This is a genomic window from Aerococcus sp. HMSC062A02 (assembly GCF_001809535.1).
In the GTDB taxonomy this organism is placed as follows: Bacteria; Bacillota; Bacilli; order Lactobacillales; family Aerococcaceae; genus Aerococcus.
Genome location: NZ_KV797935.1, coordinates 117,314 through 142,288, shown reverse-complemented (window position 1 = coordinate 142,288; position 24,975 = coordinate 117,314). Strand labels below are relative to the sequence as shown.

The 24,975-nt window shown below is 49.4% G+C and carries 19 protein-coding genes; 4 read left to right on the top strand and 15 right to left on the bottom strand.

Annotated elements, in window-relative coordinates:
- Positions 1-552: 552 nt before the first annotated feature.
- The 4 genes from ilvA to ilvB form a co-directional block, all read right to left on the bottom strand.
- Positions 553-1,812: a threonine ammonia-lyase IlvA gene (ilvA, locus tag HMPREF2626_RS06875; protein ID WP_070619217.1), complete on the bottom strand. Its 1,260-nt coding sequence runs from the start codon at positions 1,810-1,812 to the stop codon at positions 553-555.
- Between the two features lie 210 nt (positions 1,813-2,022).
- Positions 2,023-3,033, bottom strand: a complete 1,011-nt coding sequence (gene ilvC, locus HMPREF2626_RS06870) for a ketol-acid reductoisomerase (protein ID WP_070619215.1) — start codon at positions 3,031-3,033, stop codon at positions 2,023-2,025.
- Positions 3,034-3,112: 79 nt separating this feature from the next.
- Positions 3,113-3,412: an ACT domain-containing protein gene (locus HMPREF2626_RS06865; protein WP_070619212.1), complete on the bottom strand. Its 300-nt coding sequence runs from the start codon at positions 3,410-3,412 to the stop codon at positions 3,113-3,115.
- Positions 3,412-5,121 (bottom strand): biosynthetic-type acetolactate synthase large subunit, encoded by a 1,710-nt coding sequence (gene ilvB / locus HMPREF2626_RS06860; RefSeq protein WP_070619210.1) that lies wholly within the window; start codon positions 5,119-5,121, stop codon positions 3,412-3,414. Before ilvB ends, HMPREF2626_RS06865 begins: the two co-directional genes overlap by 1 nt.
- Before the next feature lie 344 nt (positions 5,122-5,465).
- Here ilvB and HMPREF2626_RS06855 point away from each other — a divergent pair, with 344 nt between their 5' ends.
- Positions 5,466-6,257 carry an ABC transporter ATP-binding protein gene (locus tag HMPREF2626_RS06855; protein WP_070619207.1) on the top strand — a complete coding sequence of 264 codons (792 nt, stop codon included), beginning with the start codon at positions 5,466-5,468 and terminating at the stop codon, positions 6,255-6,257.
- Positions 6,258-6,669: 412 nt separating this feature from the next.
- Here the strand turns inward: HMPREF2626_RS06855 and HMPREF2626_RS06850 are convergent, their stop codons facing one another.
- On the bottom strand, positions 6,670-7,308 hold the full coding sequence (locus HMPREF2626_RS06850; RefSeq protein WP_070619204.1) for a 50S ribosomal protein L25: 639 nt from the start codon (positions 7,306-7,308) through the stop codon (positions 6,670-6,672).
- A 212-nt stretch (positions 7,309-7,520) separates the two neighbouring features.
- Here HMPREF2626_RS06850 and thrC point away from each other — a divergent pair, with 212 nt between their 5' ends.
- Positions 7,521-9,002 (top strand): threonine synthase, encoded by a 1,482-nt coding sequence (gene thrC, locus HMPREF2626_RS06845; protein WP_070619201.1) that lies wholly within the window; start codon positions 7,521-7,523, stop codon positions 9,000-9,002.
- Positions 9,003-9,425: 423 nt separating this feature from the next.
- Positions 9,426-10,760, top strand: coding sequence for a hydroxymethylglutaryl-CoA reductase, degradative (locus HMPREF2626_RS06840; RefSeq protein ID WP_070619198.1), 1,335 nt, complete (start codon positions 9,426-9,428; stop codon positions 10,758-10,760).
- 58 nt (positions 10,761-10,818) lie between these two features.
- Here HMPREF2626_RS06840 and HMPREF2626_RS06835 read toward each other — a convergent pair whose 3' ends face one another.
- The 10 genes from HMPREF2626_RS06835 to HMPREF2626_RS06785 form a co-directional block, all read right to left on the bottom strand.
- Positions 10,819-11,991 (bottom strand): hydroxymethylglutaryl-CoA synthase, encoded by a 1,173-nt coding sequence (locus tag HMPREF2626_RS06835; protein ID WP_070619195.1) that lies wholly within the window; start codon positions 11,989-11,991, stop codon positions 10,819-10,821.
- A gap of 691 nt (positions 11,992-12,682) precedes the next feature.
- A complete protein-coding gene (locus tag HMPREF2626_RS06825; protein ID WP_210382804.1) occupies positions 12,683-13,417 on the bottom strand; it encodes an amino acid ABC transporter ATP-binding protein in 735 nt (244 codons plus the stop codon).
- A 502-nt stretch (positions 13,418-13,919) separates the two neighbouring features.
- Complete coding sequence (gene uxaC, locus HMPREF2626_RS06820) at positions 13,920-15,353, bottom strand: glucuronate isomerase (RefSeq protein ID WP_070619188.1); 1,434 nt, start codon at positions 15,351-15,353, stop codon at positions 13,920-13,922.
- A 25-nt stretch (positions 15,354-15,378) separates the two neighbouring features.
- Positions 15,379-16,416, bottom strand: coding sequence for a sugar kinase (locus HMPREF2626_RS06815; protein ID WP_070619186.1), 1,038 nt, complete (start codon positions 16,414-16,416; stop codon positions 15,379-15,381).
- Positions 16,416-17,066 carry a bifunctional 2-keto-4-hydroxyglutarate aldolase/2-keto-3-deoxy-6-phosphogluconate aldolase gene (locus tag HMPREF2626_RS06810; protein WP_070619183.1) on the bottom strand — a complete coding sequence of 217 codons (651 nt, stop codon included), beginning with the start codon at positions 17,064-17,066 and terminating at the stop codon, positions 16,416-16,418. The genes HMPREF2626_RS06815 and HMPREF2626_RS06810 overlap by 1 nt, the downstream gene beginning before the upstream one ends.
- A gap of 18 nt (positions 17,067-17,084) precedes the next feature.
- Positions 17,085-17,936: an HAD family hydrolase gene (locus HMPREF2626_RS06805; RefSeq protein WP_070619182.1), complete on the bottom strand. Its 852-nt coding sequence runs from the start codon at positions 17,934-17,936 to the stop codon at positions 17,085-17,087.
- A gap of 249 nt (positions 17,937-18,185) precedes the next feature.
- Complete coding sequence (locus tag HMPREF2626_RS06800) at positions 18,186-19,040, bottom strand: SDR family oxidoreductase (RefSeq protein WP_070619282.1); 855 nt, start codon at positions 19,038-19,040, stop codon at positions 18,186-18,188.
- A gap of 29 nt (positions 19,041-19,069) precedes the next feature.
- Entirely contained in the window at positions 19,070-20,179 is a 1,110-nt protein-coding gene (uxuA, locus tag HMPREF2626_RS06795) for a mannonate dehydratase (protein ID WP_070619179.1), read from the bottom strand.
- A gap of 1,006 nt (positions 20,180-21,185) precedes the next feature.
- The gene (locus HMPREF2626_RS06790) at positions 21,186-22,559 is read right to left on the bottom strand and encodes a Sapep family Mn(2+)-dependent dipeptidase (protein ID WP_070619176.1); all 1,374 of its coding nucleotides are present in this window, start codon (positions 22,557-22,559) and stop codon (positions 21,186-21,188) included.
- 23 nt (positions 22,560-22,582) lie between these two features.
- Positions 22,583-23,317, bottom strand: coding sequence for a TraX family protein (locus HMPREF2626_RS06785; protein WP_070619173.1), 735 nt, complete (start codon positions 23,315-23,317; stop codon positions 22,583-22,585).
- 86 nt (positions 23,318-23,403) lie between these two features.
- Here HMPREF2626_RS06785 and HMPREF2626_RS06780 point away from each other — a divergent pair, with 86 nt between their 5' ends.
- On the top strand, positions 23,404-24,525 hold the full coding sequence (locus tag HMPREF2626_RS06780; RefSeq protein ID WP_070619172.1) for a M24 family metallopeptidase: 1,122 nt from the start codon (positions 23,404-23,406) through the stop codon (positions 24,523-24,525).
- The last annotated feature ends 450 nt before the right edge of the window (positions 24,526-24,975 follow it).

Here is a 24,975-nt window from a genome sequence, read left to right as displayed (position 1 = left end):
GGCAGTTTCTGACTGAGATACTGCATCTTCTCTTACGATGTGGCAGTTTCTGGCCGAGATACTGCATCTTCTCTTGCGATGTGGCAGTTTCTGACTGAGATACTGCATCTCCTCTTACGATGTGGCAGTTTCTGGCCAGGATACTGCATCTTCTCTTGCGATGTGGCAGTTTCTGGCTAAGATACTGTATCTTCTCTTGCGATGTGGCAGTTTCTGGCCAGGATACTGCATCTTCTCTTGCGATGTGGCAGTTTCTGACTGAGATACTGCATCTTCTCTTGCGATGTGGCAGTTTCTGGCCAGGATACGGACATACCCTCTGCCCTTTTGTCCGTTACTTTCCACATTAGTTTTATAATTTCATATAAAAAATCCCCCAGCAATAACTGGAGGAGATTTTGATATTCGAAAGCTATACACCAAGTCTCACACCCTATCTAGTCGGGTTCGATGATGCAGAAAGGGCTCCTCTTCGCAAAAGGACGTCGAAGGCTTGCAGCCTTCTCTGTCCTTTTACTCCAGAGCTCCCTTTCTCCCGCATCCTCTCACACCCTACACTAAAAATTGATACAGTGTCGAGTTTTCTGAGATGTCGATATAGTTGGGGTCAAAGGTGGCCATGCGGTCTTTGAGGGCGTGGATGGAGCCGGCTTCGGCGAGATCGATGCCGATAAGGACGGGGCCGCTGGAGTGGCTCTTGCGCTTGGTGTATTCGAAGACGGAGATGTCGTCGCCGGGGCCGAGGACGTCGGTAACGAATTCTCTCAGGGCACCGGCTCTTTGGGGGAAGTTGACGATGAAGTAGTGCTTGATGCCTTCGTAGATCAGGGCCTTTTCTTCGATTTCGGCCATGCGGTTGATGTCATTGTTCCCGCCTGAGATCAGGCAAACCACGGTCTTACCCTTGATGTCATCGGCTAAAAGCTCGAGGGCGGCAACCGTCAGGGCGCCGGAGGGTTCAGCAACAATCGCTTGCTTGGTATAGAGTTCCAAGATTGCTTGGGCAGCTAGGCCTTCTGGGACCAGGCAGATATCGTCCACATTAGCCTTAACGTGTTGGAAAGTGAGTTGGCCGGCTTCACCGACTGCTGTCCCGTCGCAGAACTTATCGACCCGCTCCAGAGCGGTAGGCTCACCGGCATCCAAGGCTGCTTTCATGGAAGCTGCGCCGCTGGGTTCCACCCCGATAACCTTGGTATCAGGCATAGCCTCTTTGACATAGGCGGAAACGCCGGAGATCAGACCGCCACCCCCAACTTGGACTAAGAAGTAGTCGGCTTGTTGGCCTTCAGCCACCAGGTCTTGGTGGACTTCCACCGCCAGGGTCCCTTGGCCACGCATCACGTCTAAGTCGTCATAGGGTTCGATGAAGCTGAGCCCATGTTCCTTGGCATAGGCGTGGGCTGCCCGATTACTTTCGTCGAAGGTATCGCCTTTAATCTGAATGTCCACAAAGTCGCCCCCGAAATATTGGACCTGGCTAATCTTTTGATTAGGGGTGGTGTTTGGCATAAAGATCACAGCCTGGATGCCTTTTTTCTGGGCGGTATAGGCCACACCCTGGGCATGGTTACCGGCCGAGGCACAAATCACACCCTTGGCCAGGTCTTCATCTGAGAGTTGGTTGATGGCATAGTAGGCGCCGCGAATCTTGAAGGACCGGACCACTTGCAGGTCTTCGCGCTTCAAGTAAATACGGGCTTGGTACTTCTCAGATAAATAACTATCATATTGCAGTGGGGTTTGGGGGAGGTCTTGGCGCAAGCTACGATAGGCGTCGAGGACCTCTTCTTTGCTGACTAATTCAGACATAAAATACCTTCCTTCCAAATCAAGTGCCGGAAAGATAAGAAGGACCGCTTAATAGGCAATCCTTCTCACTTTACGGTCGCTTGAATTAATACTGGAGCCTGGAGTAAAACCCCAGTCTCTTTTTTAACCACGAATTTTTCCAAAAACCTGTTCCAAAAGTCAGTCCTGAAGTGGTTCAGGCCTAACCGACTTTTGTCACACTCTCTTGAATTAATTCTTAGTGTCGACTTTATTCTTCTTAACGAATGGCATCATATCGCGAAGCTCTTCGCCCACTTCTTCGATTTGGTGGCTGGCTTCTTTTTCACGCATCTTGTGGAATTCTGGGAAGCCGTTCTTGTAGTCATTCACGAATTCACGGGCAAAGTCGCCGTCTTGGATGCGTTTGAGGGATTCTTTCATGGCTTCTTTGACTTCTGGGCCGATGACGCGTGGGCCAGTCACATAGTCGCCGTATTCTGCAGTATTTGAGCAGGATTGACGCATGTGAGACATCCCACCTTCATAGATCAAGTCAACGATTAATTTCATTTCGTGGCAAGTTTCGAAGTAAGCCGATTCAGGTTGGTAGCCAGCTTCAACTAAGATTTCGAAGCCTGCTTCGATCAAGTGAGTCACCCCACCCATCAGAACGTTTTGTTCACCGAAGAGGTCGGTTTCCGTTTCTTCCTTGAAGCTTGTTTCAAGAACACCAACGCGGGTTGCGCCGATGCCGTCAGCCCATGATAAAGCGATGTCGTGGGCCTTGCCTGTTGCGTCTTGGGCAACAGCAACCAAGGCAGGAACAGCTGAGCCGTTTTCGAATTCGCGGCGAACTAAGTGGCCTGGGCCTTTAGGAGCCACCATGAAGACATCGATATCTTCTGCTGGTTTGATGGTGCCGAAGTGGACGTTGAAACCATGGGCAAAGGCTAAGGCATTGCCTGCTTCTAAGTTATCTTTGATTTCATTTTCATATACATCAGCTTGGATTTCGTCTGGTAAAAGTACCATCACGATATCGGCTTGCTTGCTGGCTTCAGCCACTGAGAAAACGTCGAAGCCATCTTCACGGGCACGGTCAGCTGAGCTCCCTTCGCGAAGGCCGATGATGACATCTTGACCAGAGTCGCGTAAGTTCTTAGCGTGCGCTCCCCCTTGTGAGCCGTAACCAAGAACGGCAATCTTCTTGCCTTCTAATGCATTGTTTTGTACATCCTTTTCATAATAAATTGTAGCCATAATTATTTCCTCCTAATTTTTTAGACACCGCGAGGGTTGCCATAGTAATTATTATTTACTCCAAAGAGTAAGTTACTACCTAATAAATGGATTGGTCTTCGCGCTCTTGATCGTTGGGAAGACCGTCTGTGATATCGACCACGTAGATGACATCGATCTGCTTTTCAAGCTGGTTCATTAAGAGCTCAGCTGCCGCCTGGTCAGCAAATTGAATGCCCAGGGTAATGATGGAAAATTCAGCACTGGAATCAGCTGAACCCCCGGCATATTGCAAAGTAAGGGTATCGATGTTGTAACCTGGTTTGAGGACCGTTTGGGTAATCCGGTTAAGAACTCCTGGCCGGTTCACCACCCGGGTTTGAATGATACGAGATTCCATTAGCCTAATCCCTCCATTTCATTATTGGGCTTACCTGCTGGAACCATTGGGAGCACCAATTCATCCTTGGCAATTCGAATTTCAAGGACATAAGGCCCATCATAGGCCAGCATGGCGTCGATGGCCGCTTCCATCTCAGCGGGATCGCTCACTCGAGCCGCCTTGACACCCAGGGCTTCCGATAACTTCACGAAGTCTGGATTCTTATCTAAGAATTCAGAATGCGAGTAGCGTTGGCCATAGAACTTATCCTGCCATTGGTGAACCATGCCCAGAACTTCATTATTCAAGATCATGAACTTAGGTTTCACATCATAGGCAGACAGGATATTGAGTTCCTGGTTGGTCATTTGGAAGCCCCCGTCACCCACAATGGCAACGACATCCTGACCTTCCTTAGCCCCAAAGGCTGCCCCAATCGCTGCGGGGATGCCATAGCCCATGGTCCCCAAACCACCACTGGTCAGGAACTGCTGGGTGTGGCGGACCGGGTAGAATTGGGCGGCCCACATCTGGTGCTGGCCCACATCTGTTACCACCAGGGCTTCGCCATCGGTCTTCTCACCCAGGTAGGCAATAGCTGCTTCAGGGCGGATGGTCGACCGGGCTGCTGGCAAGGCCATGGGGTGGTCAGCCAAGTTCTGCTTGTGGAAGGCCACCCAATCAGCTGAGGACTGGTAATTGGATAGGGCGGCCGCATTGAGGGCTTCCAGGGCAACCTTGGCATCTGCGATCAGTTCGTAGTCGGGTTGGATAACTTTACCAATCTCCGAAGCATCGATGTCGATGTGGATGATCTTAGCCCCTGGCGCAAAGTTGTCCGGCACGGAAGCCACCCGGTCATCGAAGCGGGACCCGATATTGATCAGGCAGTCGGTAGTCATCAGCGCCATATTAGCTGCATAGGAACCGTGCATCCCGCCCATGCCAAGGAAGTAAGGATCCTTGCTGTCGACCGCTCCCAAGCCCAAGAGTGTCGCAACGACTGGGATCTTATGGGTATGGACGAATTCACGCAGGTCTTCCTCCGCACCGGCCTTGGCAATCCCGCCACCCACAAGGAGGAGGGGTTTTTCACTAGCTTGGATCGCTTCCATAATATTCTGAATATGCTCATTATTCGTAATCTTCTGCTGCTTTTCAGGCTGGTAACCGGGCAGGTAGATCTTTGTGTTCAGCTCGGAAACAGCTACCATCTGCTGGCCCACATTCTTTGGAATGTCAACCACCACAACACCCTTCCGCCCTGAATTGGCGATATAGAAGGCTTCTTTAATAATCCGTGGAATATCACGGGCATCACGTACTTGGACACAATACTTAGTAATCGGCGTCATGACACCGATCACGTCCGTTTCCTGGAAGGCATCCTTGCCAATTCCTGCCTGAGCTACCTGACCGGAAATAACAACCATGGGTACCGAATCCATCTGGGCTGTTGCCACAGCCGTGACAATATTGGTTGCCCCCGGTCCTGAAGTGACCACGCTGACGCCGGTCTTGCCGCTCGCCCGGGCATAGCCATCTGCCATGTGTCCCGCCCCTTGTTCATGCCGGGCCAAGACGTGATTGGTGCCGTTCTTGAAGAATTGGTCATAAAGATCGAGGACCGCTCCTCCTGGGTACCCGAATATGACATCAACCCCTTCTTCATTCAAGGCTTCAACAAGGACTTGCATACCCTGCTTTGTCTCTTCTTCCTTTGCCATTAAACCACCCATCCTTCTGCTTACTTACACTTTAGTTAAAATAAAAGCACCCCAATGCTTGCATGGGATGCTATGTCCCACTCTACAAAGCCGAATAGGACTCGAAGCTGATCTCAATCAGTCCAGTCCTAGCTGTGTAAAATGACTAAAATATTCACTTGTTTAAAATTCTTTGACATTTTCATGAGTGGGACTCCTTTCTTAATCGATAAATTGATTATACTGAGCCTCGTCTCATTTGTCAATACAATTTATTAGAATATTATCATTTAATTCTTATGAAAGTGGTTTTTATCTTTGATTTCATGCTATCATAAGACTAAGAGTAAAAAGGAGGTAGACCCATGACCCAACATAATGACAGCGTCCTGAGCCTAAAAAATGTCAGTTACTACCGGCAAGGACGCCCCATCCTAAAAAATATCAACTTCGAAATTCGTCCCGGCCAACACTGGGCCCTGCTCGGTCTCAACGGTTCAGGGAAATCCACCCTGATCCATATTCTGAGCGGCTATGACTGGCCTAGCGCCGGCCAAGTAACCGTGCTCGGCGAACGCTTCGGCCAAACCAATATCTCCCGCTTGAAACGGCGGATCGGCCTGGTGTCCTCCTGGCTGGAATACCGCCTACCCGAAAATGACTCGGTCCTAAAGATCGTCCTGAGCGGCCTCTTCGCTAGCTTCGGTCTCTACCAGGCAGTCGGCCCCAAGGAAAAACTGGCCGCCCAAGAGCTTCTGGCCCGCTTCGACTGCCAGGACTTAGCTGACCGCCCCTTTGCCACCCTCTCCCAGGGTGAGAAACAAAAGATCCTCATCCTCCGCGGTCTCATGACCAAGCCGGAACTCCTGATCTTAGACGAACCCTTCAATGCCCTGGACCTCTTCGCTAGGGAACGACTTTTAGAATTTCTCGGTGAAGTCAGCCAGGAAGAGGGCCTGAGCCTGGTCATGATCAGCCACCGGAGCGAAGACATCAGCCAGCTCTTCCAACACGTCCTCCTGCTCAAAGAAGGCCAAGTCTTCGCCCAGGGCTCGCGCCAGGACATGCTCCAAGATGAGCTCCTGACCGACTTCTACGGCCAAGCCGTCGACTGCCTCCCCTACAAGGACCAGCGCGTCTTGGTTGTGCCGCGTTAATAGGGGCTGGGGCTAGACTAGGGAGTAGCGAGACACATTGGGAAGGCGCAAGTGTGGCTTGAGAGCTGTTAACCCACATTCGGGGTTGCGAGTGTGGGTTGAAAAGCGTTAACCCACATTTAGACATCGCGAGTGTGGGTTGAGAAGCGTTAACCCAGATTCAGACACCGCGAGTGTGGGTTGCTAAGTATCAACCCACAGTCAGACGCTCCGAGTGTGGGTTGCAGTGACGAATCTCCTCAAAAGTCTCCCTGGTCTCTAAAAATTTAGCTATCTGCTTAAAATTATGTTATCAACAGGCATCAAAAAAAGCTGGAGTAGCTCCAGCTTTTTTTAATCGGTCACAAAAGTCAGTACACTGACTTTTGTCACATTCTTATAATGGGGTTTGAATGAGTCTTCACACCCTGTTTTAGTCGTCTTCTTCTACGATCTTAGCTTCTTTTTCGTTGATAACTTCTGGTTCTGCTTCAACGACTTCTTCGTCAACTTCTGCTTCTTCGGTTGGAACAGCGATGGAAACGATGACTTCTTCTGGGTCGGTGAGGATTTCAGCGTTTTCGATGCCTTCGAAGGTCAAGTCGCCAACGGTAATGTTTTCACCGATGTCTAAGCCTTCAACGTCAGCTACGATGTATTCTGGTGCGGTAGCTGGGTCGATTTCAACAGTTACTTCGAAGAAGTTCAAGGCTGCTACGCCGTCTGGGTTAGCCAGTTTGTCTTCGTTTTCGATGTAAACTGGGATATCCATTTCAAGTTTTTCACCCTTCTTGATGGCTTGAAGGTTGACATTATAGATGATTGGCTTCAAGGCTGCGCGTGAGATATCACGTAAGAAGACGGTGCGTGTTTCTCCGCCTTCAACTTCGAGTTCGAAGACAGAGTTGATCCCGAGTTCGCGTTCGATTAATTCCACGTCAGCACGTTCCATGCTGATGTTGATTGGTTCAAGGTCGCTTGCATAAACAACGCCTGGTACTAAGTCTTCTTGACGTAATTTCTTAGATGCGTTTGTCCCTGCAGCTTCACGTTTCTTTGCTACAAATTTCATGTATTTACCTCCTGAAATCGATTCGTTTACCTAAAAATAGATACTTTTTAATCTTATCATAAGCAATAGACTATTTTCAAGTCTTCAAATCATAATCCGATGTATCCTCATTATAGCATAATTTTGCAAGAATACAGTTGCAAATGTCTATAAAATTCAATTATGATATAACTATTAGAATCAACTCAAAAATATTAAAAAGGAGACCCAGCATGTACTATCAATCTACCCGCAATCCTAAGCAAGTTGTCAGTGCTTCCCAGGCCATTCTCCAGGGCCTGGCACCAGACGGCGGCCTCTATGTTCCTCAATCCTTCCCGCAATTCGAGCTCGATTGGGACCAGCTCAAGGACTACTCCTACCAAGAGATGGCTGAATTCATCCTCGGCCCCTTCCTAGACGACTACAGTCCGGAGGCCCTCCGTGCTTGTATCGAAGCTGCCTATGACGACAAATTCGATGATCCAAAGATCGCACCCCTAGTCAAAGTTGGCGACCGCTATCACTTGGAACTCTTCCACGGTGCGACTATCGCCTTCAAGGACATGGCCTTATCCATCCTGCCCCACCTAATGACCCAGGCGGCGGCAATCAACCACAACGACAAGGAAATTATTATTCTGACTGCGACTTCCGGGGACACCGGAAAAGCTGCTATGGCTGGTTTCGCGGATGTGCCTTCAACCAAGATCGCTGTCTTCTATCCCGAAGGCGGCGTGAGCGATATCCAAGAGAAGCAGATGCTCACCCAAAAAGGCGCTAACACCTATGTCTACGCTGTTAGGGGAAACTTTGACGATGCCCAGACCCAGGTCAAAGCTCTCTTCAACGACCCTGCCCTCCGCCAAAAACTGGCTGACCAAGGCGCCCAGTTCTCTTCAGCCAACTCCATGAATATTGGCCGGCTCCTGCCCCAGGTGGTCTACTACTTCTATGCCTATGCCCAATTAGTTAAGGCAGGCACCATCACAGCCGGAGAAGCCATCGACTTCACGGTCCCTACCGGCAACTTCGGCAATATCCTGGCTGCCTACTACGGCCAACGCTGCGGCCTACCTGTCAACCACTTGGTCTGTGCCTCAAACGACAACAAGGTCCTCTATGACTTCTTCCAGACCGGGACCTACAACCGTAAACGTGACTTCAAGCTTACCATCTCCCCTTCCATGGACATCCTGGTTTCCTCCAACTTCGAGCGCATGCTCTACCATGCCCTGGGTGACAATAGCGACCACTTGACCGCCCTCATGTCCCAACTCGACCAGGACGGCCTCTACCAAGTCACCGCGGAAGAATTCCAAGCCTTCCAAGGCATCAGTGGGGAATTTGCTAGCGAAGACGAAACCAAGGACGAAATCAAGCAAGCCTTCGAAGCCAATGACTATCTCATGGACCCCCATACCGCAGTGGCCTCACGGAGCTACCGCAAGTACCTGGACCAAACAGAAGGCGCCAAGGCCGGTGTCATCGTATCGACCGCTAGCCCCTATAAGTTCCCGGCCACCGTCCTCCAAGCCATCGGTCAAGACGCCGACCAAGCCTCAATCAGCGAACGTCTGGCCAAGCTGCGCGAGCTGAGCGGGGTCCCTTACCCCCAAGCCATCCAGGAACTCGAGTCCGCCGACATCCGCGACAAAAAAATCCTGGCCATCGACCAGATGGAAGCGGAAGTGCTGAAGGTTGTGAAAGACTAAAATTAGACAAACAAAATTCCCCCAGAGCGCTATCGTGAGTCTGCTTTGGGGCATTTTTATTGAAGGGATAAGATTTCTCTGAATTATTATTTTGAAACATAATTGAAGCCACAAGTGTAAGCTCAAATTGTGGCTTGATTAGATCCTATACACAATTGAGAACTTAAAGTGTGGCTTGATAAGTCCCAACACATAATCGGAGACTTAGAGTGTGGCTTCATGAAATCCTACACACACTTGGATCCCTCAAGTGTGGCTTGCCACTTCTCAAGCCCCAATCAAAAGCCCGGACTGGGGCTTAGCCGACTAAATTCAACAGCGCAAGGGATGCTTACCTCTACTATTCAACCTCCCCCAATCTTTTGTCTAAAGACAGGGAATATATTATACTTAAGGCAATGATAATAAAGGAGCGAATCCACCATGAGCAAAAAAATTTGGCGACATTTTCATAAAAAGACCCTGGCCGAGCGCTGGCAGGTCTTAGAAGAAGCAGGCATCCTAGCTGCTGAGACCTGCCAAGCCCTGGCCGAGGGAGAAGGGATGTCCCTGGAGATGGCCGAGCAGATGATCGAAAATGTCATCACGACCTATCAGATTCCCATGGGCCTGAGCTTGAACTTGAAAGTTAATGACAAGGCCTATATCGTGCCCATGGTGACCGAAGAACCTAGCGTGGTAGCAGCCAGTAACTTCGCCGGACAAATTGTGAATGCCGGCTCGGGCTTTCAAGCGGAAGTTATTTCGCGCTTAATGACGGGTCAGGTTTGCCTGACTGGCCCCGATAATGTCGACCTGGAAGCGGCCTTCACGGACTGGGTCGATAACCATCAAGAGGAGATCCTAGACTGGGCCAAGTCTGCCTATCCCGCCATCCTCAAATACGGCGGCGGCCCACGCGCTGTCCGCTCTGCCTACTATAGCTATCAGGGTCGGGGCTTCTATCTCATCTACCTGGATGTCGATACCCAGGAAGCTATGGGGGCTAATATGATGAACACCATGCTGGAAGCCGTCAAAGAACAAAGCTGCCTGGCCCTCAACCAGGCCCTGGCTGAAGATGGCAAGCCTCTCTTCGATCCTCTCATGGCCATCCTCTCCAACCACGCCGACCAGTGCCTGGTCCAGGTCCAATGTGAAATCCCTGCCCGAAAGCTCAGCCGACCCGGCCTTGCTGGCAGCCTGGTGGCCCAGCGGATCGCCTATGCTAGCGACCTGGCCCAGGTGGACCCTTACCGGGCAGCCACCCATAACAAGGGCATCATGAACGGGATCGATGCGGTCGTCCTCGCCACGGGCAATGACTGGCGGGCCATCGAAGCCGGCGCCCATTCCTATGCCGTGAAGGACGGCGCCTACCGCGGGCTAGCCACTTGGTCCTACGACGAAGATAAAGAGACCCTCCACGGCCAGCTCTGCCTGCCCCTAGCTGTGGGGACCGTGGGCGGGTCTATTGGCATCCATCCCCAGGCCAAGCTGAGCCAGGACTTGCTCGGTCACTTGCCCGCCCAAGAGCTCATGCAGGTCATCGCCGCCATTGGCCTGGCCCAGAACCTAGCCGCCTTACGCGCCCTAGTCTCTGAAGGCATCCAGTCCGGTCACATGGCCCTCCACGCCCGGTCCATCGCCATCCAGGTCGGAGCTGAAGGCGAAGAAGTTGCCCAGCTGGCCAGTGCCCTAGCTGACAGCTCCACCATCAACCAGGAAAAGGCCCGTGAACTGTTGGCTGAGCTCCGACAAGATAAGAGCGACCACTAACCTAAGAAACAATGAAAGACCTCTGCCAGGAAATCCTAGCAGAGGTCTTTCATTGTTTTTATTGCTTGCCATAATGGCGTTGGTGGTCGGCCATACCTTGGACATAGTAAGTCTCACTCGGATGGGACGGCGTCAGGTCTAACTGGCTACCATCACTCGGCAGACGGTCATTAAACATTTGCTCGTAGCGGTCTACCGAAACCTCTTCACGGTGGTCCAAGAAGGCTTCGTGGGCTGCTTTGTGTTGCCCCGCTTGTAAGTCCTCCGCTAAGGTCAGGCTAAAGAACTCACCTACCGAACCCGACCCGTAACTGTACATGCCGACCCGGTCCCCCGCTTTGAGGCCCTCTGCCTGGTCCAAAAGACTGATCAAGCTGAGATAGAGGGAACCTGTGTAGATGTTCCCGATCCGCCGGCTGTACTGTTCGCTAGCTTCAAAATAAGCGCGCAGGCTATCCTTCTTCTCATCGCTGGCCCCCTTCATCAAGCGGCGGAGGCCCTTGAGCCCCATCTTAGTATAAGGCAGGTGGAAGCAGACCGCTTCGAAATCATCCAAGCTCAAACCTGTCTCTGCCTGGTACTTGTCCCAGACCCGTTCGAGGACATGGGTGTACTGGCGGAGGGACAACTTGCCGTCCACCATGGCCTTGTCCGTATAGTTAGGCCGCCAGAAGTCCATCACGTCTTCCGTCATGAAGGCAGAGTCTGGGTCGACAACAGCGAGGCGGGGATTGGCTGCGAGGAGGATAGCCACTGCCCCTGCCCCCTGGGTCGCTTCGCCAGAGCTTTCCAAGCCATAACGGGCAATATCGGAAGCCAGGACAAGGACTTTTCGCTCAGGGTGAGTGCGCACATAGTCTAGGCCCAGGTGGAGGGCAGCGGTCGCGCTATAGCAGGCCTCCTTGAGCTCCACCGACCGGGCGAAGGGCTGGATGCCGAGCAGGTGGTGGATGTAGACAGCGGAAGACTTGGACTGGTCAATCCCGCTCTCCGTCCCCACGAGAACCATATCGATGGCCGCCTTGTCCTCCTCCGTCAAGAAGTCAGCCGCATTGGCTCCCATGGTCACGATATCTTGCGTAATTGGGGGCACAGCCATTTGGTCCTGGCCGATCCCTTCATTAAACTTCTTAGGATCCACCCCGCGCGCTTGGGCTAAGTTCGCCATATCGACAAAATAACCTGGCGCATAGAAATCCATCTTATCAATACCCACTGCTAAATTCTGCATACTATCTTCTCCCATACTTGATTAATTTAAAAGCCTGGGAAACTTCCCAGTGATCGTCATATAGTCAATTGTTATTTTATCATCTTTATCGGCAAATATGTACCAATCTTATTTAAGAACTGGTAAAGAAGAGGGCAACTTGCGAAACTTGGTCAGGTCTAAAGCACTGGAGCGTCAATGACTGACGGACAAAGTACAAAAGGCTATAATTTAATATTGATCCTCTAAACATTCAAGGCCCAAATTCAACAGTGCAAGGCAGGCTCATTAGCACCATTTAGTAAAGAAGCAAAAAAAGCTGGATTTTTACTTCCAGCTTTACTTGTTAGCATTAGTGAATTAAAAATTTAACAGCTTGTAGATAAAAGATATTTAACCGTCTATTTGTGAGCAGGATTGGAGCATTGAAGTTGATCCTTAGCCATTTCAGGAGGCAAGAGCTGGGGGCAATTTGTGCTCAGGAGCTCTGAGGGCAATTTGCAGATCGCCAATTTGCGCTCGCGAGTCTTGAGAGCAGATAGTAGCTCGCCAATCTGCACTTGAGAGCTCTGAAAGCAGATAGCAGGTCGGCAATTTGCATTCGTAAACCCCGAGAGCAAACAGCAGCTCATCGCACAGTTCCCTCCTCACCGACTCTATAATCAGCAAAGAAAAATCAGCTTGGCATCCACTCATGAGCAGCATATTATGATTAATGCAGCACCTTGTCCAAGAAGCTCTTAGTCCGTTCGTTTTCAGGTTGGCTGAAGAGTTTCTCTGGGACATCCTCTTCGACAATATAGCCCCCATCCATGAAGACAACCCGGTCCGACACCTCGCGGGCAAAGCCCATTTCGTGGGTCACGATCACCATGGTCATCCCCTCTTCGGCCAGGTCCTTCATTACTTCCAGCACGTCCCCAACCATTTCTGGGTCCAAGGCGGAAGTCGGTTCATCGAAGAGCATCAAGTCTGGACTCATCGCCAAGGCACGTGCAATCGCCACCCGCTGCTGTTGGCCCCCGGAGAGCGAGTTAGGATAGGCGTCTGCCTTGTCCCTTAAGCCCACTGTTTCTAAGAGTTCTAAGGCTTTTTGGTCCGCCTCAGCCTGGGTCAGTTTATTCAATTCCACCGGTGCCAGGGCAATATTCTCTTGGACCGTCAAGTGTGGGAATAGGTTAAACTGTTGGAAAACCATGCCCACATTTTCCCGGGCCTTGTTAATGTCGATGGAAGGATCGGAAATATTGACCCCGTCGACAATCACTTCCCCAGCGTCAATATCTTCTAAGCGATTCAGACAACGCAGCATGGTCGATTTCCCAGAACCTGAAGGACCAATCACACAAACCACTTCCCCTTCAGCTACCTTAAAGTTAATGTCCTTCAAAACCTCATTATCGCCAAAGCTCTTCTTCAGCCCTTTTACGACGACTTTATCCATCATGATCATCCTTTCGCTTTCTCATCATTCTCTTAATTAAAGTAGTCCTATTATAACAAATATCTAGCAAACTGACAGCTATTCTTGACATTTTCCAGTAAAAAAGTCAAGCTGCTCTTTCGAAGCGATTAGATAAGGGTGTGAGATATAGAAAGCCTCGAAATAAAAGACCAGCCACCCAGCTGGTCTTCTTTCTTTATTATCTTTATTATGTAACGCCTAATAGCGAGATACGGCCTTGATTGGCATTGGATCACCTTAACCTTTCTGTTGAAATTTATTGAAAAGCAAGAACAATCCAGTCACTCCTTCCTGCACATAAGAAAAAACTAGCCCAGCATAAACTGGACTAGTTGGATTTGACAATATAAGATTTTGGGCATAAAGAATGGTCGAAATGGGTTACACTCACTAGGCTTTGCTTTGGCTTAGTCATTCGTAAGTGTCCTCCCTTCTGTCATTCTTTAGCTACTTCTATTGTAGCGAATGCTATGAAATTTGCAAGTTATTTGCCAATTTCGACGGTTTTTTCTTCGTCGTAGAAGAAGTTTACCGCATTGTTGTAGCAGACATTGGTGATGAGCTTCTCTAAGAGGGCGTCATCATTAGGGATTTCACCGCGTTCAACCAAGTCGCCAATGTAGTCACAGAAGAGGCGACGGAAGTATTCATGGCGGGTATAAGAAGTGAAGCTCCGGGAGTCGGTTAACATGCCGACGAAGTTCATCAAGAGACCAGCTTCAGCATAAGACTTGAATTGTTTCAACATACCGTATTTGGTATCGTTGAACCACCAGCCAGAACCTAATTGGCAACGGCTCTTCTGACCGTCTTCATTGCCTTGGAAGTTAGCCAAGGTGGTTGCAACGAGGTCGAAGTAGGTTGGGTTCAATGGGTAGATGATGGTCTTAGGCAATTCGTCAGTCTTGTCCGCAGCGTCTAAGAGACGGTTGAGGGCTTCTGCCACATTGCCTTGGTCGTTGATTGAGTCTAAACCAGAGTCAAAGCCTGTCTTTTCAAACATGCGGCTTGAGTTATCACGGATGGCACCAAAGTGGATTTGGAATACAAAGTCTTCACGCTTGTAGATCTTCATCAATTCCACTAAGAGGGCACTTTGGAATTTAGCGTATTCTAATTCCGTTAAAGCTTGGCCCTTAGCTGCTTTTTGGAAGATGTCTTCGACTTCTTCTTCAGTTGAGTCAGCATAAGCCAAGACTTTCAAGCCGTGGTCAGACACGTGAGAACCATGTTCGCCGAAGAATTTAATCCGGTCTTCCAAGGATTCCATTAATTTAGCGAAGGAATCAATGTGGATGCCGTTCGCTTCTTCCATCTTAGCTAAGAAGTCAACGAAGGCTTCTTCCCCTGCCTTGAAGGCCCCATCTGGACGGAAGCCAGGTACCACGTCGACGTCAAAGGAATCATCTTCCGCAATTTGTTTGTGGTATTCCAAGCTGTCGAATGGGTTGTCAGTCGTACAGATGAAGGTCACGTTAGAATTCTTGATCAACTGACGCGCGGTTAATTTTTCATCACGTAATTTAGTGTTAACCTTGTCATAGATTTCTTTCCAGTTATCTTCTGATAAGATTTCATCGATGCCGAAGTAACGTTTCAATTCCAGTGCATTCCAGTGGAAGAGTGGGTTACCGATCGTATTTGGAACGGTTTCAGCCCATGCCTTGAACTTATCTTCAGCTGAGGCATCCCCAGTGATTAATTCTTCGGGATAGCCCATAGCACGTAAACCGCGCCATTTGTAGTGGTCCCCACCGAGGAAGAGTTCGGTAGCGTTTTCGAACTCATGGTCTTCCGCAATTTCTTGTGGGCTCAAGTGGCAGTGGAAGTCATAGATTGGCATATCTTTTGCAAAGTCATGGTAGAGGTGCTTGGCGCTTTCACTCTGTAACATAAAGTCGTCATTAATAAATGGCATAAATGGTTTGCCCCTTTCTATTGCTTTAGCGTTGGACGTCGAAATTGCTACCTCGGTACATGAGGGATTCGACATCTTTCAGGTTAACGATGGCCATATCGCCTGGAATGGTATGCTTCAAGGCGAAGGTCGCATTAGCGAATTGGATGGCCTCAGCGTCAGTGTACTTATCGGTATTTAAGGCATAGATCAAGCCTGCTGCAAAGGCATCCCCGCCCCCGATCCGGTCGATGATATCAACATCAAAGACATTGGATGGGTAGAGTTCATTATCCTTAGCATCGTAGAGGTAGGATTGGAGGATGTTGCGGCTAGCATTGATGACCTTGCGCTTGGTCAAAGCGATCTTCTCCAACTTATAGTGGGAAGCGATCTGCTCTAAAATCGGAGAAATGGTATTGAAATCATAAGGCAATTGGATATTCCGGTTGTCTTTATAGTCATTACCATCCACATCAGGCAGGAAGAGCGGTTCGATCCCAATCAGGAGATCCGCATAAGGCGCCAGTTCAGCCATAGCATGGCGGGCTTCTTCAAAGCCCCAAAGACTAGCCCGGTAGTTCAAGTCCAGACTAACCTTCATCCCCCGGCGTTTGGCTTCAATCATGCACTGTTTGCTGAGCTCAAAGAGTTCAGGTGACAGGGCAGCGGTAATGCCCGAGGTGTGGAACCAATTGGCATCTTCAAAGATCAAGTCAAAGTCATAATCTTCCACCTTGGACTCTACAAAGGAAGAGTACTGGCGGTCATAAACGATCTTCGAAGGCCGGATGGAATGGCCCTTCTCTGCGAAGTAAATCCCTAAACGAGGGCCTTGGTGAAGAATGTAGCCGGTGTGAACCCCATTCTTACGCATAAATTCAACAGCTGCATCCCCAATTTCATTGGCTGGTACAGCTGAGATAAAGCTGGCCCACATGCCGAGATGTGCGATGGTGGCCGCAATATTTGCTTCTGAGCCACCGAATGTTGCTTCAAAGTTTTGGGCTTGTGAGAAACGCTCGCTGCTCTCAGTCGTTAGCCGGAGCAAGAGCTCTCCCAGAGTCACAACTTTTTTGAGCATTATTTATCAGCCAAGATAGCAGCTAGGCGGTCCGCAAATTCCTTAGCGGTTGCTTTAACGCCTTCTGCCCCTTCTGCTTTGTAGTTTTTGGTTAGTGCTGAGCCCACACCAACTGCCCAAGCACCCTTGTCGATCCATTCTTCCATGTTGTCAATGTTCACGCCACCTGAAGGCATTAATTCAACTTGTGGAAGTGGACCATGGATATCTTTGATGAAGCCAGAACCAAGTACGCCACCTGGGAAGACTTTAACAATTTCGCAGCCTAATGTTAAAGCTTCTTGGATTTCAGTCGCTGACCCACAACCTGGTAGGTAAGGCACTGTATAGAGGTTACAGATCTTAGCCACTTCAGGGTTCCAAGCTGGGGATACGATAAATTCTGCCCCGTTTAAGATTGCGATGCGAGCGGTCACTGGGTCAAGAACGGTACCAGCCCCAACGACCATGTCAGTGCCCTTGAATTCTTCAGCCAAGCGGGCCATCACGCGTTCAGCTCCTGGAGTGGAGAAGGTCACTTCGATGTTCTTCACGCCGCCTTCATAGCAGGCTTTAGAGATGATGTAGCCGTCTTCTTCGCTTTCCCCACGGATAACAGCGAAGAGATAGTTTTCTTTCATTTGTACAATTGTTTCAGCTTTTTTTGCCATAAGAGCATATCCTCCTAATTATTTGTCGTGTTTGGCTAAGTTATCTTCAAAGTCTTGGATTTTGCTTTCTTGGTATTGACCCGCATAGTCATCATTCAAGAATTTGTCCAAGCCTGTGTTTTCTAAACCAGCCCAGCTCTCTTCTTCTTGTCCAAAGATAATAGGGTAGAAGAGAACACCGTTGTCGGTTGCAGCCTTTAAGTCGCCAGGTGCGTCCCCAACCATCAAGATCTTGTGCTTGTCATAGCCGTGTTCTAAGAGGTTAGCAATGGCGTCTTTCTTAGAACCTGCTTCTTGGCCGTAAACTACGTCCACATAGTCCATTAAACCGTGGCGGGTCCATTCAGAGTTGAGGGCTTCTGAGTTAGCCGATGATACGATGGCAAGGTCTGCCTTTTGGCTAATAGCAGCAAGGCCGTCCTTAGCGCCTGGGAAAGGCTTGTCATTGCCAGCTAATTCTTCTTCAATCCCCTTGTTCACGCGTTGGGACCAAGACAGGGCACGTTTGAGGGACTCATCATCTTGGTCTTTCAAGCTATCTTCTAAGGAACCATTAGATAAGGATGAAGTCGTTTCAGTCCATTCCGCTAAGGCATCAATATTGATGATGTCCTCGCCAGCTTCTTTGGCATTGTTCAAGCAGATCACTAAAGCCTTGAAGCGGTTAATCCCCCGTGTAGATGAGAACAGGTTCACCCGGTTCCAGTCTTCTTGGAATTGGTCTTTGTTTTGAATATTGAATTCATCAGCTGCTAAAGGGCCAAAGTATTCAAAGTGCTTGACATTCATGGTGTCCATGGCACAGCCATCAGAATCCACGCAGACTAAATAGTCTCTTTGTTTAGTAAATTGTTCCGGTAAATTCGCCAAGATAATTCCTCCTTAAATTGCTTTTATGTCTTTTAGTGGTTTCGCATTATTATTTTAGCTAATTAGCCATTTCCTAAGCTGCTAGGGATTCGGCTAACTGTTTACTTATGAGCGGAAGTGGAGCGGGTGCTCATCAGCACAGTTTCATTCAGAATCCTATACTTCTTCCACCACTAAGGAAAAGGCTTAAACAAAGTTACTTTCCTGCTTAAGCCTTTCCCATTCATTCATCTAAAACAGCTGCCCCGATTAAACACCTGAGTAAGCAGCGAAACCACCATCGATTGGGATAATAACCCCGTTAACAAAGCTTGCGGATTTTTCATCGGCTAAGAAGAGGGTTGGCCCAACCATTTCATCAGCTTCACCGAAGCGACCCATTGGTGTATTGGTAATGATCTTGTTACCACGTGGTTTCAAGGTTTCGTGGTCTTCTTCAAACATTAAGTCAATGTTTTGGTGAGACACAAGGAAACCTGGTGCAATGGCATTGCAACGTACGCCAACTTTAGAGAAGTGAACAGCTAACCATTGGGTGAAGTTAGAGATAGCTGCCTTAGCTCCTGAGTAAGCTGGGATCTTGGTTAATGGTGTGAAGGCGTTCATTGAAGAAACGTTAATGATGTTTGCCCCTTCACGGCCTACCATGTCTTTAGCGAAAACTTGGGTTGGGAGTAAGGTCCCTTGGAAGTTCAAGCTGAAGACAAAGTTAACGCCTTCTGGATCCAAGTCGAAGAAAGTAGTGGTTTCTTCGTCTAAACCTTCTTCATGGAATTCGTTATCCGTAGTTGCACGTGGGCTGTTACCGCCTGCCCCGTTAACTAAGATATCACATGGGCCGAAGTCTTTATTCAATTCTTCGCGGACAGCTTCTAAGTTTTCCTTGTCTAAAACATTACACTTGTAACCCTTAGCCTTGCCGCCACCTAAAGCGTTGATCTTTTCAGCCGCTTCGTTAGCTGCATCTTCGTTAAGGTCAAGTAAAGCAACATTAGCGCCAGCTTGAGCAAAACCTTCTGCTAACTTAGAAACAATAACCCCACCTGCACCAGTTAATACAACAGTCTTACCTGAAAAATCATGAACATATGGATTGTTTGCCATTTTTTGCATTCCCTCTCTCTTGTTATTTCTTATTTACGGTTCTTAAGTAATTCTTCGTCGTGTGGATAAACGGATTGGCCGAAGTCTGGTTTGCGGTCATACTTGTGGCAGAGCGCTTCGTAGAGGCCGTTGATGTAGGCAACCCCTAGGGCACGGTCATAGAGACCATAACCTGGTGTTTCGGTTTGGTCGCCCCAGATGCGGCGGCCGTGGTCAGGACGGATTGGGCCTTCCCAGCCGTATTTCACTAAGAGGTCCATCATGCTGTAGAAGTCCACGTCCCCGTTAGCAGATAAGTGGCCAGTTTCCATGAAGCCCCAGTCGCCAGCTTGGACGTTACGGGCATGGACGAAGTTGATTCGGTCGCGTTTCAAGGCATATTCCATAATGGCATCAACATCGTTCTTGCCATCTGAGAAGTAGCAGCCGTGGTCCATAGTGATCCCATTGCTTGGTGAATCCACGATATCTAAGAAGCGCTTCACAGCGTCTAGACCGGTAATGATACGTGGCAAGCCAAAGATAGAATAAGGCGGATCATCAGGGTGGATAGCCATTTTCACGCCAGCTTCCTCAGCCACTGGAATAATTTCTTTAAGGAAATATTCTAAATTTTCCCATAATTGTTCTTCATCGACTTCTGCATAGTCTGCGAAGACTTGGGCCATTTCTTCTTTGGTGTAAGAAGCATCCCAACCTGGTAGGCTAAAGTCCCCATTGATTGGGTCCACTGCTTCAGCTTCATCCTTGAAGAAGGCCAAGCAAGTTGAACCATCAGGAAGAAGGTATTCTAAGTCGGTACGGGTCCAGTCAAAGACAGGCATGAAGTTGTAGCATACCACTGGAATTCCGGCCTTACCCACATTGCGGATAGACTCTTTGTAATTTTCAATCAATTGGTCGCGGTTTGCTTTCCCTAATTTGATGTCTTCATGGACAGGGATTGATTCGATAACCGAAATATGCATCCCTTGTTCCTCAACAGACGCCTTTAATTTTTCGATGTTTTCAAGGGGCCATGCTTCCCCCACTGGCACATCATAAACAGCTGTTACGATACCTTGCATACCTGGAATGACACGGATATCTTCTAGCTTAACTGGGTCATGATGGCCATACCATCTAAAACTCATTTCCATATTTTATCTTCTCCTTTTCACAAAAAACTTGTGGGACTTTGGTTGCCCAAACTTATCCACAGCGTTCTATATTAATTGTACCTTATAAGCGTTAATTATATCAAGTAGACTTGCTTGAAAAGGCCAGTTTTTTGATAGTTTAAATAAATATAATTAGAGCGCTTTCAGAGCAAAAGGATTAGCCTGATATCAGCTAAGCCTTGATTTGACGCGAAAGCGCTTCATATAAGAACATTTTTGCACATGCTTTGGGCTATGAATTTGATGTCGAATCCCAATAATCATCCAGGGCTTTTTGTGCTCTTTTTGTGCTTATCCTAGGGGTTGCTGGGCTGGAATACCTTGCCAGTTAAGTTAATTGGAAAAAATTCTTCTCGTCTTCTCTTCTTTATTTTAATTGACCGACTAGTCAGTCAAAAGTATATGCTCCCGCTTATCTATAATAGTATAAGCCAGGTAAAGATCAGAGAATATCATGACAAGGTACTTTGGAGAGCGGCTTCACCCTTTTGTAATGGTTTCCACGGGGTAGATATGCTATACTAGTTAAGAAAAAAGAGTGAGGTGAATCCTATGGCAACATCCAAAGCACAAAAAAAGCGTAACCGCAAAATTCTCTGGTATGTGATTTTGATTATCTTCACCATTATCCAAAGCATCTACCTCAGCAATAAAGAAGATTAAAATTAGCCAGAAGTGAATGGTGTAGGTGAGCATGTGCTTAACGCCTGCTCATAACAGATATTCTATTTATTGGTGAATCATTTTTAATTCACAGCACTAACAAGGTAAAAAGCAGAAGCTTCTAGATCATAAGAGCTTCTGCTTTTTTGTTTTGAAATTAACGAATAAGCTCAGCTGGATAGACTTGTCAGCGTGATCGAAGCAAGGCCGTATGGTGTTTTGGGATTTGGAGTGTCAGCGACTGAATTTTAAAGATTCAAGGCCCAAATTCAAAAGCGCAACGGATGCTCACTAGCACCGTTTCCTTTAATCGCTATCCACCCTACAATTCCTTAGCCTGGCCAAGTTTAATCAAACTCTCCGTGTACAGTTTGAGAAGCGGGATGAGGCTATCAATTTCCACATACTCATCCGCCTGGTGGGCCACTTCAGGGTCCTGTTGAAAATTGGCGCCAAAGCTGATGCAGTTGCCTACTTTCTTGCTATAGGAAACCGCCTTGCCGATCAGGGGCGTCTGGCTTTCTTCAGGGAAGTGTTGGGCAAAGGTCTTCGACAAGGTCTGGATAGCTGGCCGGTCCGCATCTTCTAGGGTCACCGGGACGTCGAAACTAGCCTGGATCTGCCAATCAGGCAAAAGACTTTGGATCTTCTGCTTCAATTCATCCGAATGCGAGCCATTGGGAAAGCGGCAGTCGACGGCGAGTTTGATAGCGGACTGAGCTCGAAAATCCACCTGACCAAGGTTAAAGGTCAAGGCTCCCATTTCCGGACTGGCATAGGCGATGCCGACTCCTGATCCATCGCTAGGGCTGAAGGTCCGGCCTAGTTCGCTAAAACTTTCTAGGTCCAAGGCTTCTCCCAGGGTCTGGAAGAGCCGACTGATAGCATTAATCCCGAGCTGGGGTTCTGAGGCGTGGGCCCCCTTGCCGTCTAGGCGCAAGTGGGTCTCACCATCTTGGTAGCTAACTTGGCCCGGCCAATCTTTCTGATCCAGATAAGTCTGGAGAGGCTCTTGGTAATCACCAGCTAAACGGGCTTGGGCCTGAGAAGGCACCACATTGGCTCCCTCTCCACCTGATAGCTCGAGGACTGGCCCGTAGCCTGCCAGTTCATGGCGGAATTCCCAGGTAATGGCGCCGAATTCCCCTACACAGACAGGAAAGACGCCATCCGGAGTGAAGGCAAAGTCAGGCTGGCCGGCCTGGCGCAAGTAAGGCTCCAGGTCTAGCATTTCTGTTTCCTCATCAGAGCCATAGACCAGGCGCAACTGGTTGCGGAGAGGAATTTTGTAGTCCTGGATAATCTTCATGGCATAGAAGACCAAGAGGCAGGACCGTTTCATATCATTGACCCCGCGGCCGTAGAGCTTGCCGTTTTCTTCTACCGCTTCAAAGGCGGGCCGGGTCCAATGACTGCCTGCTTGGACCACATCCAAGTGGCTGACCACGTCGATCCGGTAGGGGGTCGCTAACTGTCCGGGCAGGTCAATGGCAATCGCCTCATTAGCATAATTTTGTACAGTCAGGCCTTCTGCTTGGGCGAGCGCTATCATATAGTCCAGGGCGCGCCGGATTTCTTGACCATAAGGCGCCTCGCTGGAGGCTGTAGCCTCGTCGCGAACGGATGGAATGCGGACGAGGGCCTTAAGCTCGGCCAATAAGTCCTCGAAATAAGCGTCATAATTAATGGCTAACATCTGTGCCACCTCTTTCTAATTCATTACAAAAGCAAGTAACGGATCCCAGCATAAATAAGTAAGTGGGCCGGATAGAGAAAGTAGAACCAGCGGCTATTCCCCCGCCCCTTTTCTCCATTATAGTGGTAAATAAGGAAGTAAGCGACCAACACACCAGGCCCCTCCCAAAGCGAAGCTAGGGCCCCGACCACAGCTTGGTAAAAGGCTTCCTGCCGGCTCAGATAGAGGAGGACTACCAGGGCTACCCCAAAGTAACCGTAGTCAACTCCCCCCAGCTCAGCGAGGATCATCAAGAATAGCGGCCCGATAACTTTGAGCCAGCGGTAACGGTCTTGTTTTAAGCTGACCAGGGCCAAGAGCGCTGCTAGAAGGGTAAAGAAAACATTCTGATGACTCCAGTCAAGGCTTTGCCGGAAGAGGGCCAGGTCGAAGGGCGGTTCTGAAAGGAGGGCCAAGACCCCAAGTCGTCCGGCATAGGCCTTGACCGACCGGGTGTGGACGAAGCCCTCAATTAGAAGGAAACAAAAAATAGGAAAAGCAATCCGGCCGATCGACCGCATGATGAGGTAGACCAAGGCCAGGCTCTCACTGGACACCGTCAAGAAGTCCAGCCAGGTCACTGGCGCCAAGAGCTGGGGCTCTATGAAAACCACTGCCGCATGGTCAATAAACATGGCCAGCATGGCAATCAGCTTCAACTGGGTCCCCGTCAAGGAGAAGATTGGTCCTCTACTGTCATCATCGCACGTGTTTTGCATCTGCTTCCCTCTTTTCCTGAATGGCTTTGTTATTCTGCTAGTTTTGTTTTATAATGCTCCTATCAAGACATAAAGGAGATGACACGATGGCAAGTGAATATCGTGCCCGTTTAAGGTCCTTACAAGACCGACTGGAAAGCCAGCATGTGACCCAAATCCTAGTGACTGACCCCTACAGCATCTATTATTATACCGGCGTCTTAGTCGACCCCATGGAGCGGCTCTGGCTCCTCATTGTGCCCTATAAAGGACGGCCCTGCCTCGTAGCCAACGAGCTCTTCCGCTTCCAAGTGGATGATATTTTTCAAGTGCTTCGGACCAAAGACCAAGATGACTTCGGCCAGCTGGTCAAGCGCTTGCCCCTAGAGGAAGTGGGAAATTTCGGCATCGATAAGCAGATGACCGCCAACTACCTCCTCCCCCTCATCACGACCTATCCCTTGAGTAACTTCAGCCTGGCCAGCCACTTGGTCGACCAACAGCGCGGCGTCAAGTCGGCAGGTGAACAAGAGCTCATGCGCCAGGCTTCCGCCCTCAACGACCAGGCCATGGCCCGCTTAGTAGAAGAAGTGCTTCCCTATGGCCCTAGCGAAATCGAAGCCTGCCAGGCCTTGGAAAAGATCTACCGCGAAGTTGGAGCAGACGGAGGCTTTAGCTTCGAACCCATCGTCGCTTACGGAGCGAACGGGGCCGACCCCCACCACCTGTCGGACCACAGCCGACCTCAAGTGGGAGACGCCATTGTGGTCGACATCGGTTGCCGCCACCAAGGCTATTGCTCGGACATGACCCGGACCTTCTACTACGGCCAGGTCTCAGACAAGGACCGGGCCCTCTACCAGCTGACCCTGGAGGCCCAGGAAGCTGGAATTGCAGCCGTTAAGGTCGGTCAGGCTACTTTCCAAGCCATTGATTCGGCCTGCCGGACCACCATCGCCCAAGCTAGCTACGGCGACTGCTTCATCCACCGGACAGGTCACTTTATCGGCCAGGAAACCCACGAAGCCGGCGACGTCAGCCAAGCCAACACTCAAGTGGTTCAAGCCGGCCAGTGCTTCTCCATCGAACCCGGCATCTACCTAGAAGACGAAACCGCAGTAAGAATCGAAGACCTAGTCATCGCCCAAGCCGACGGAGTCGAAATCATCAACCACTACCCAAAAGAACTCACAGTTATTCCTGTAAAGGGTGAGAGGGAGCGCGGTTAGCTTCCTTTCACTGGAGCAAGTCACCAGAGCAGTCTGGAGGACTGCGATGGAGACTTGTGAAGTGACAAAGAAGCTGCGCGACCGAACCCGACTATAGGGTGAGAGCAAAGGCGTTCAGAAAGGGATGACTGGAGGCAAAGAGGATAAGAGCGGCTTTAGCCGGTCGTTCCACTTTGCTGAAGTCACTCCCTTTCTGCCTTTGCGAACCCAACTAGGGTGAGAGCAAGAGCGGTTAGCTTTGGATGCTTGGAGTAAGTCGGGATAAGGGCAAGCCACGCTTGCACGTTCCCGACTTGCGAAAGCACTCCAAAGCTGCTCTTGCGAACCCGACTAAAAGGTGAGAGCAAGAGCGGGTAGACTTGAATGATTGGAGACTCATCGAAAAAGGCTGACATCAGTCAGGCGTTTCGATGAGTTGAAATCACTTCAAGTCTGCTCTTGCGAACCCGA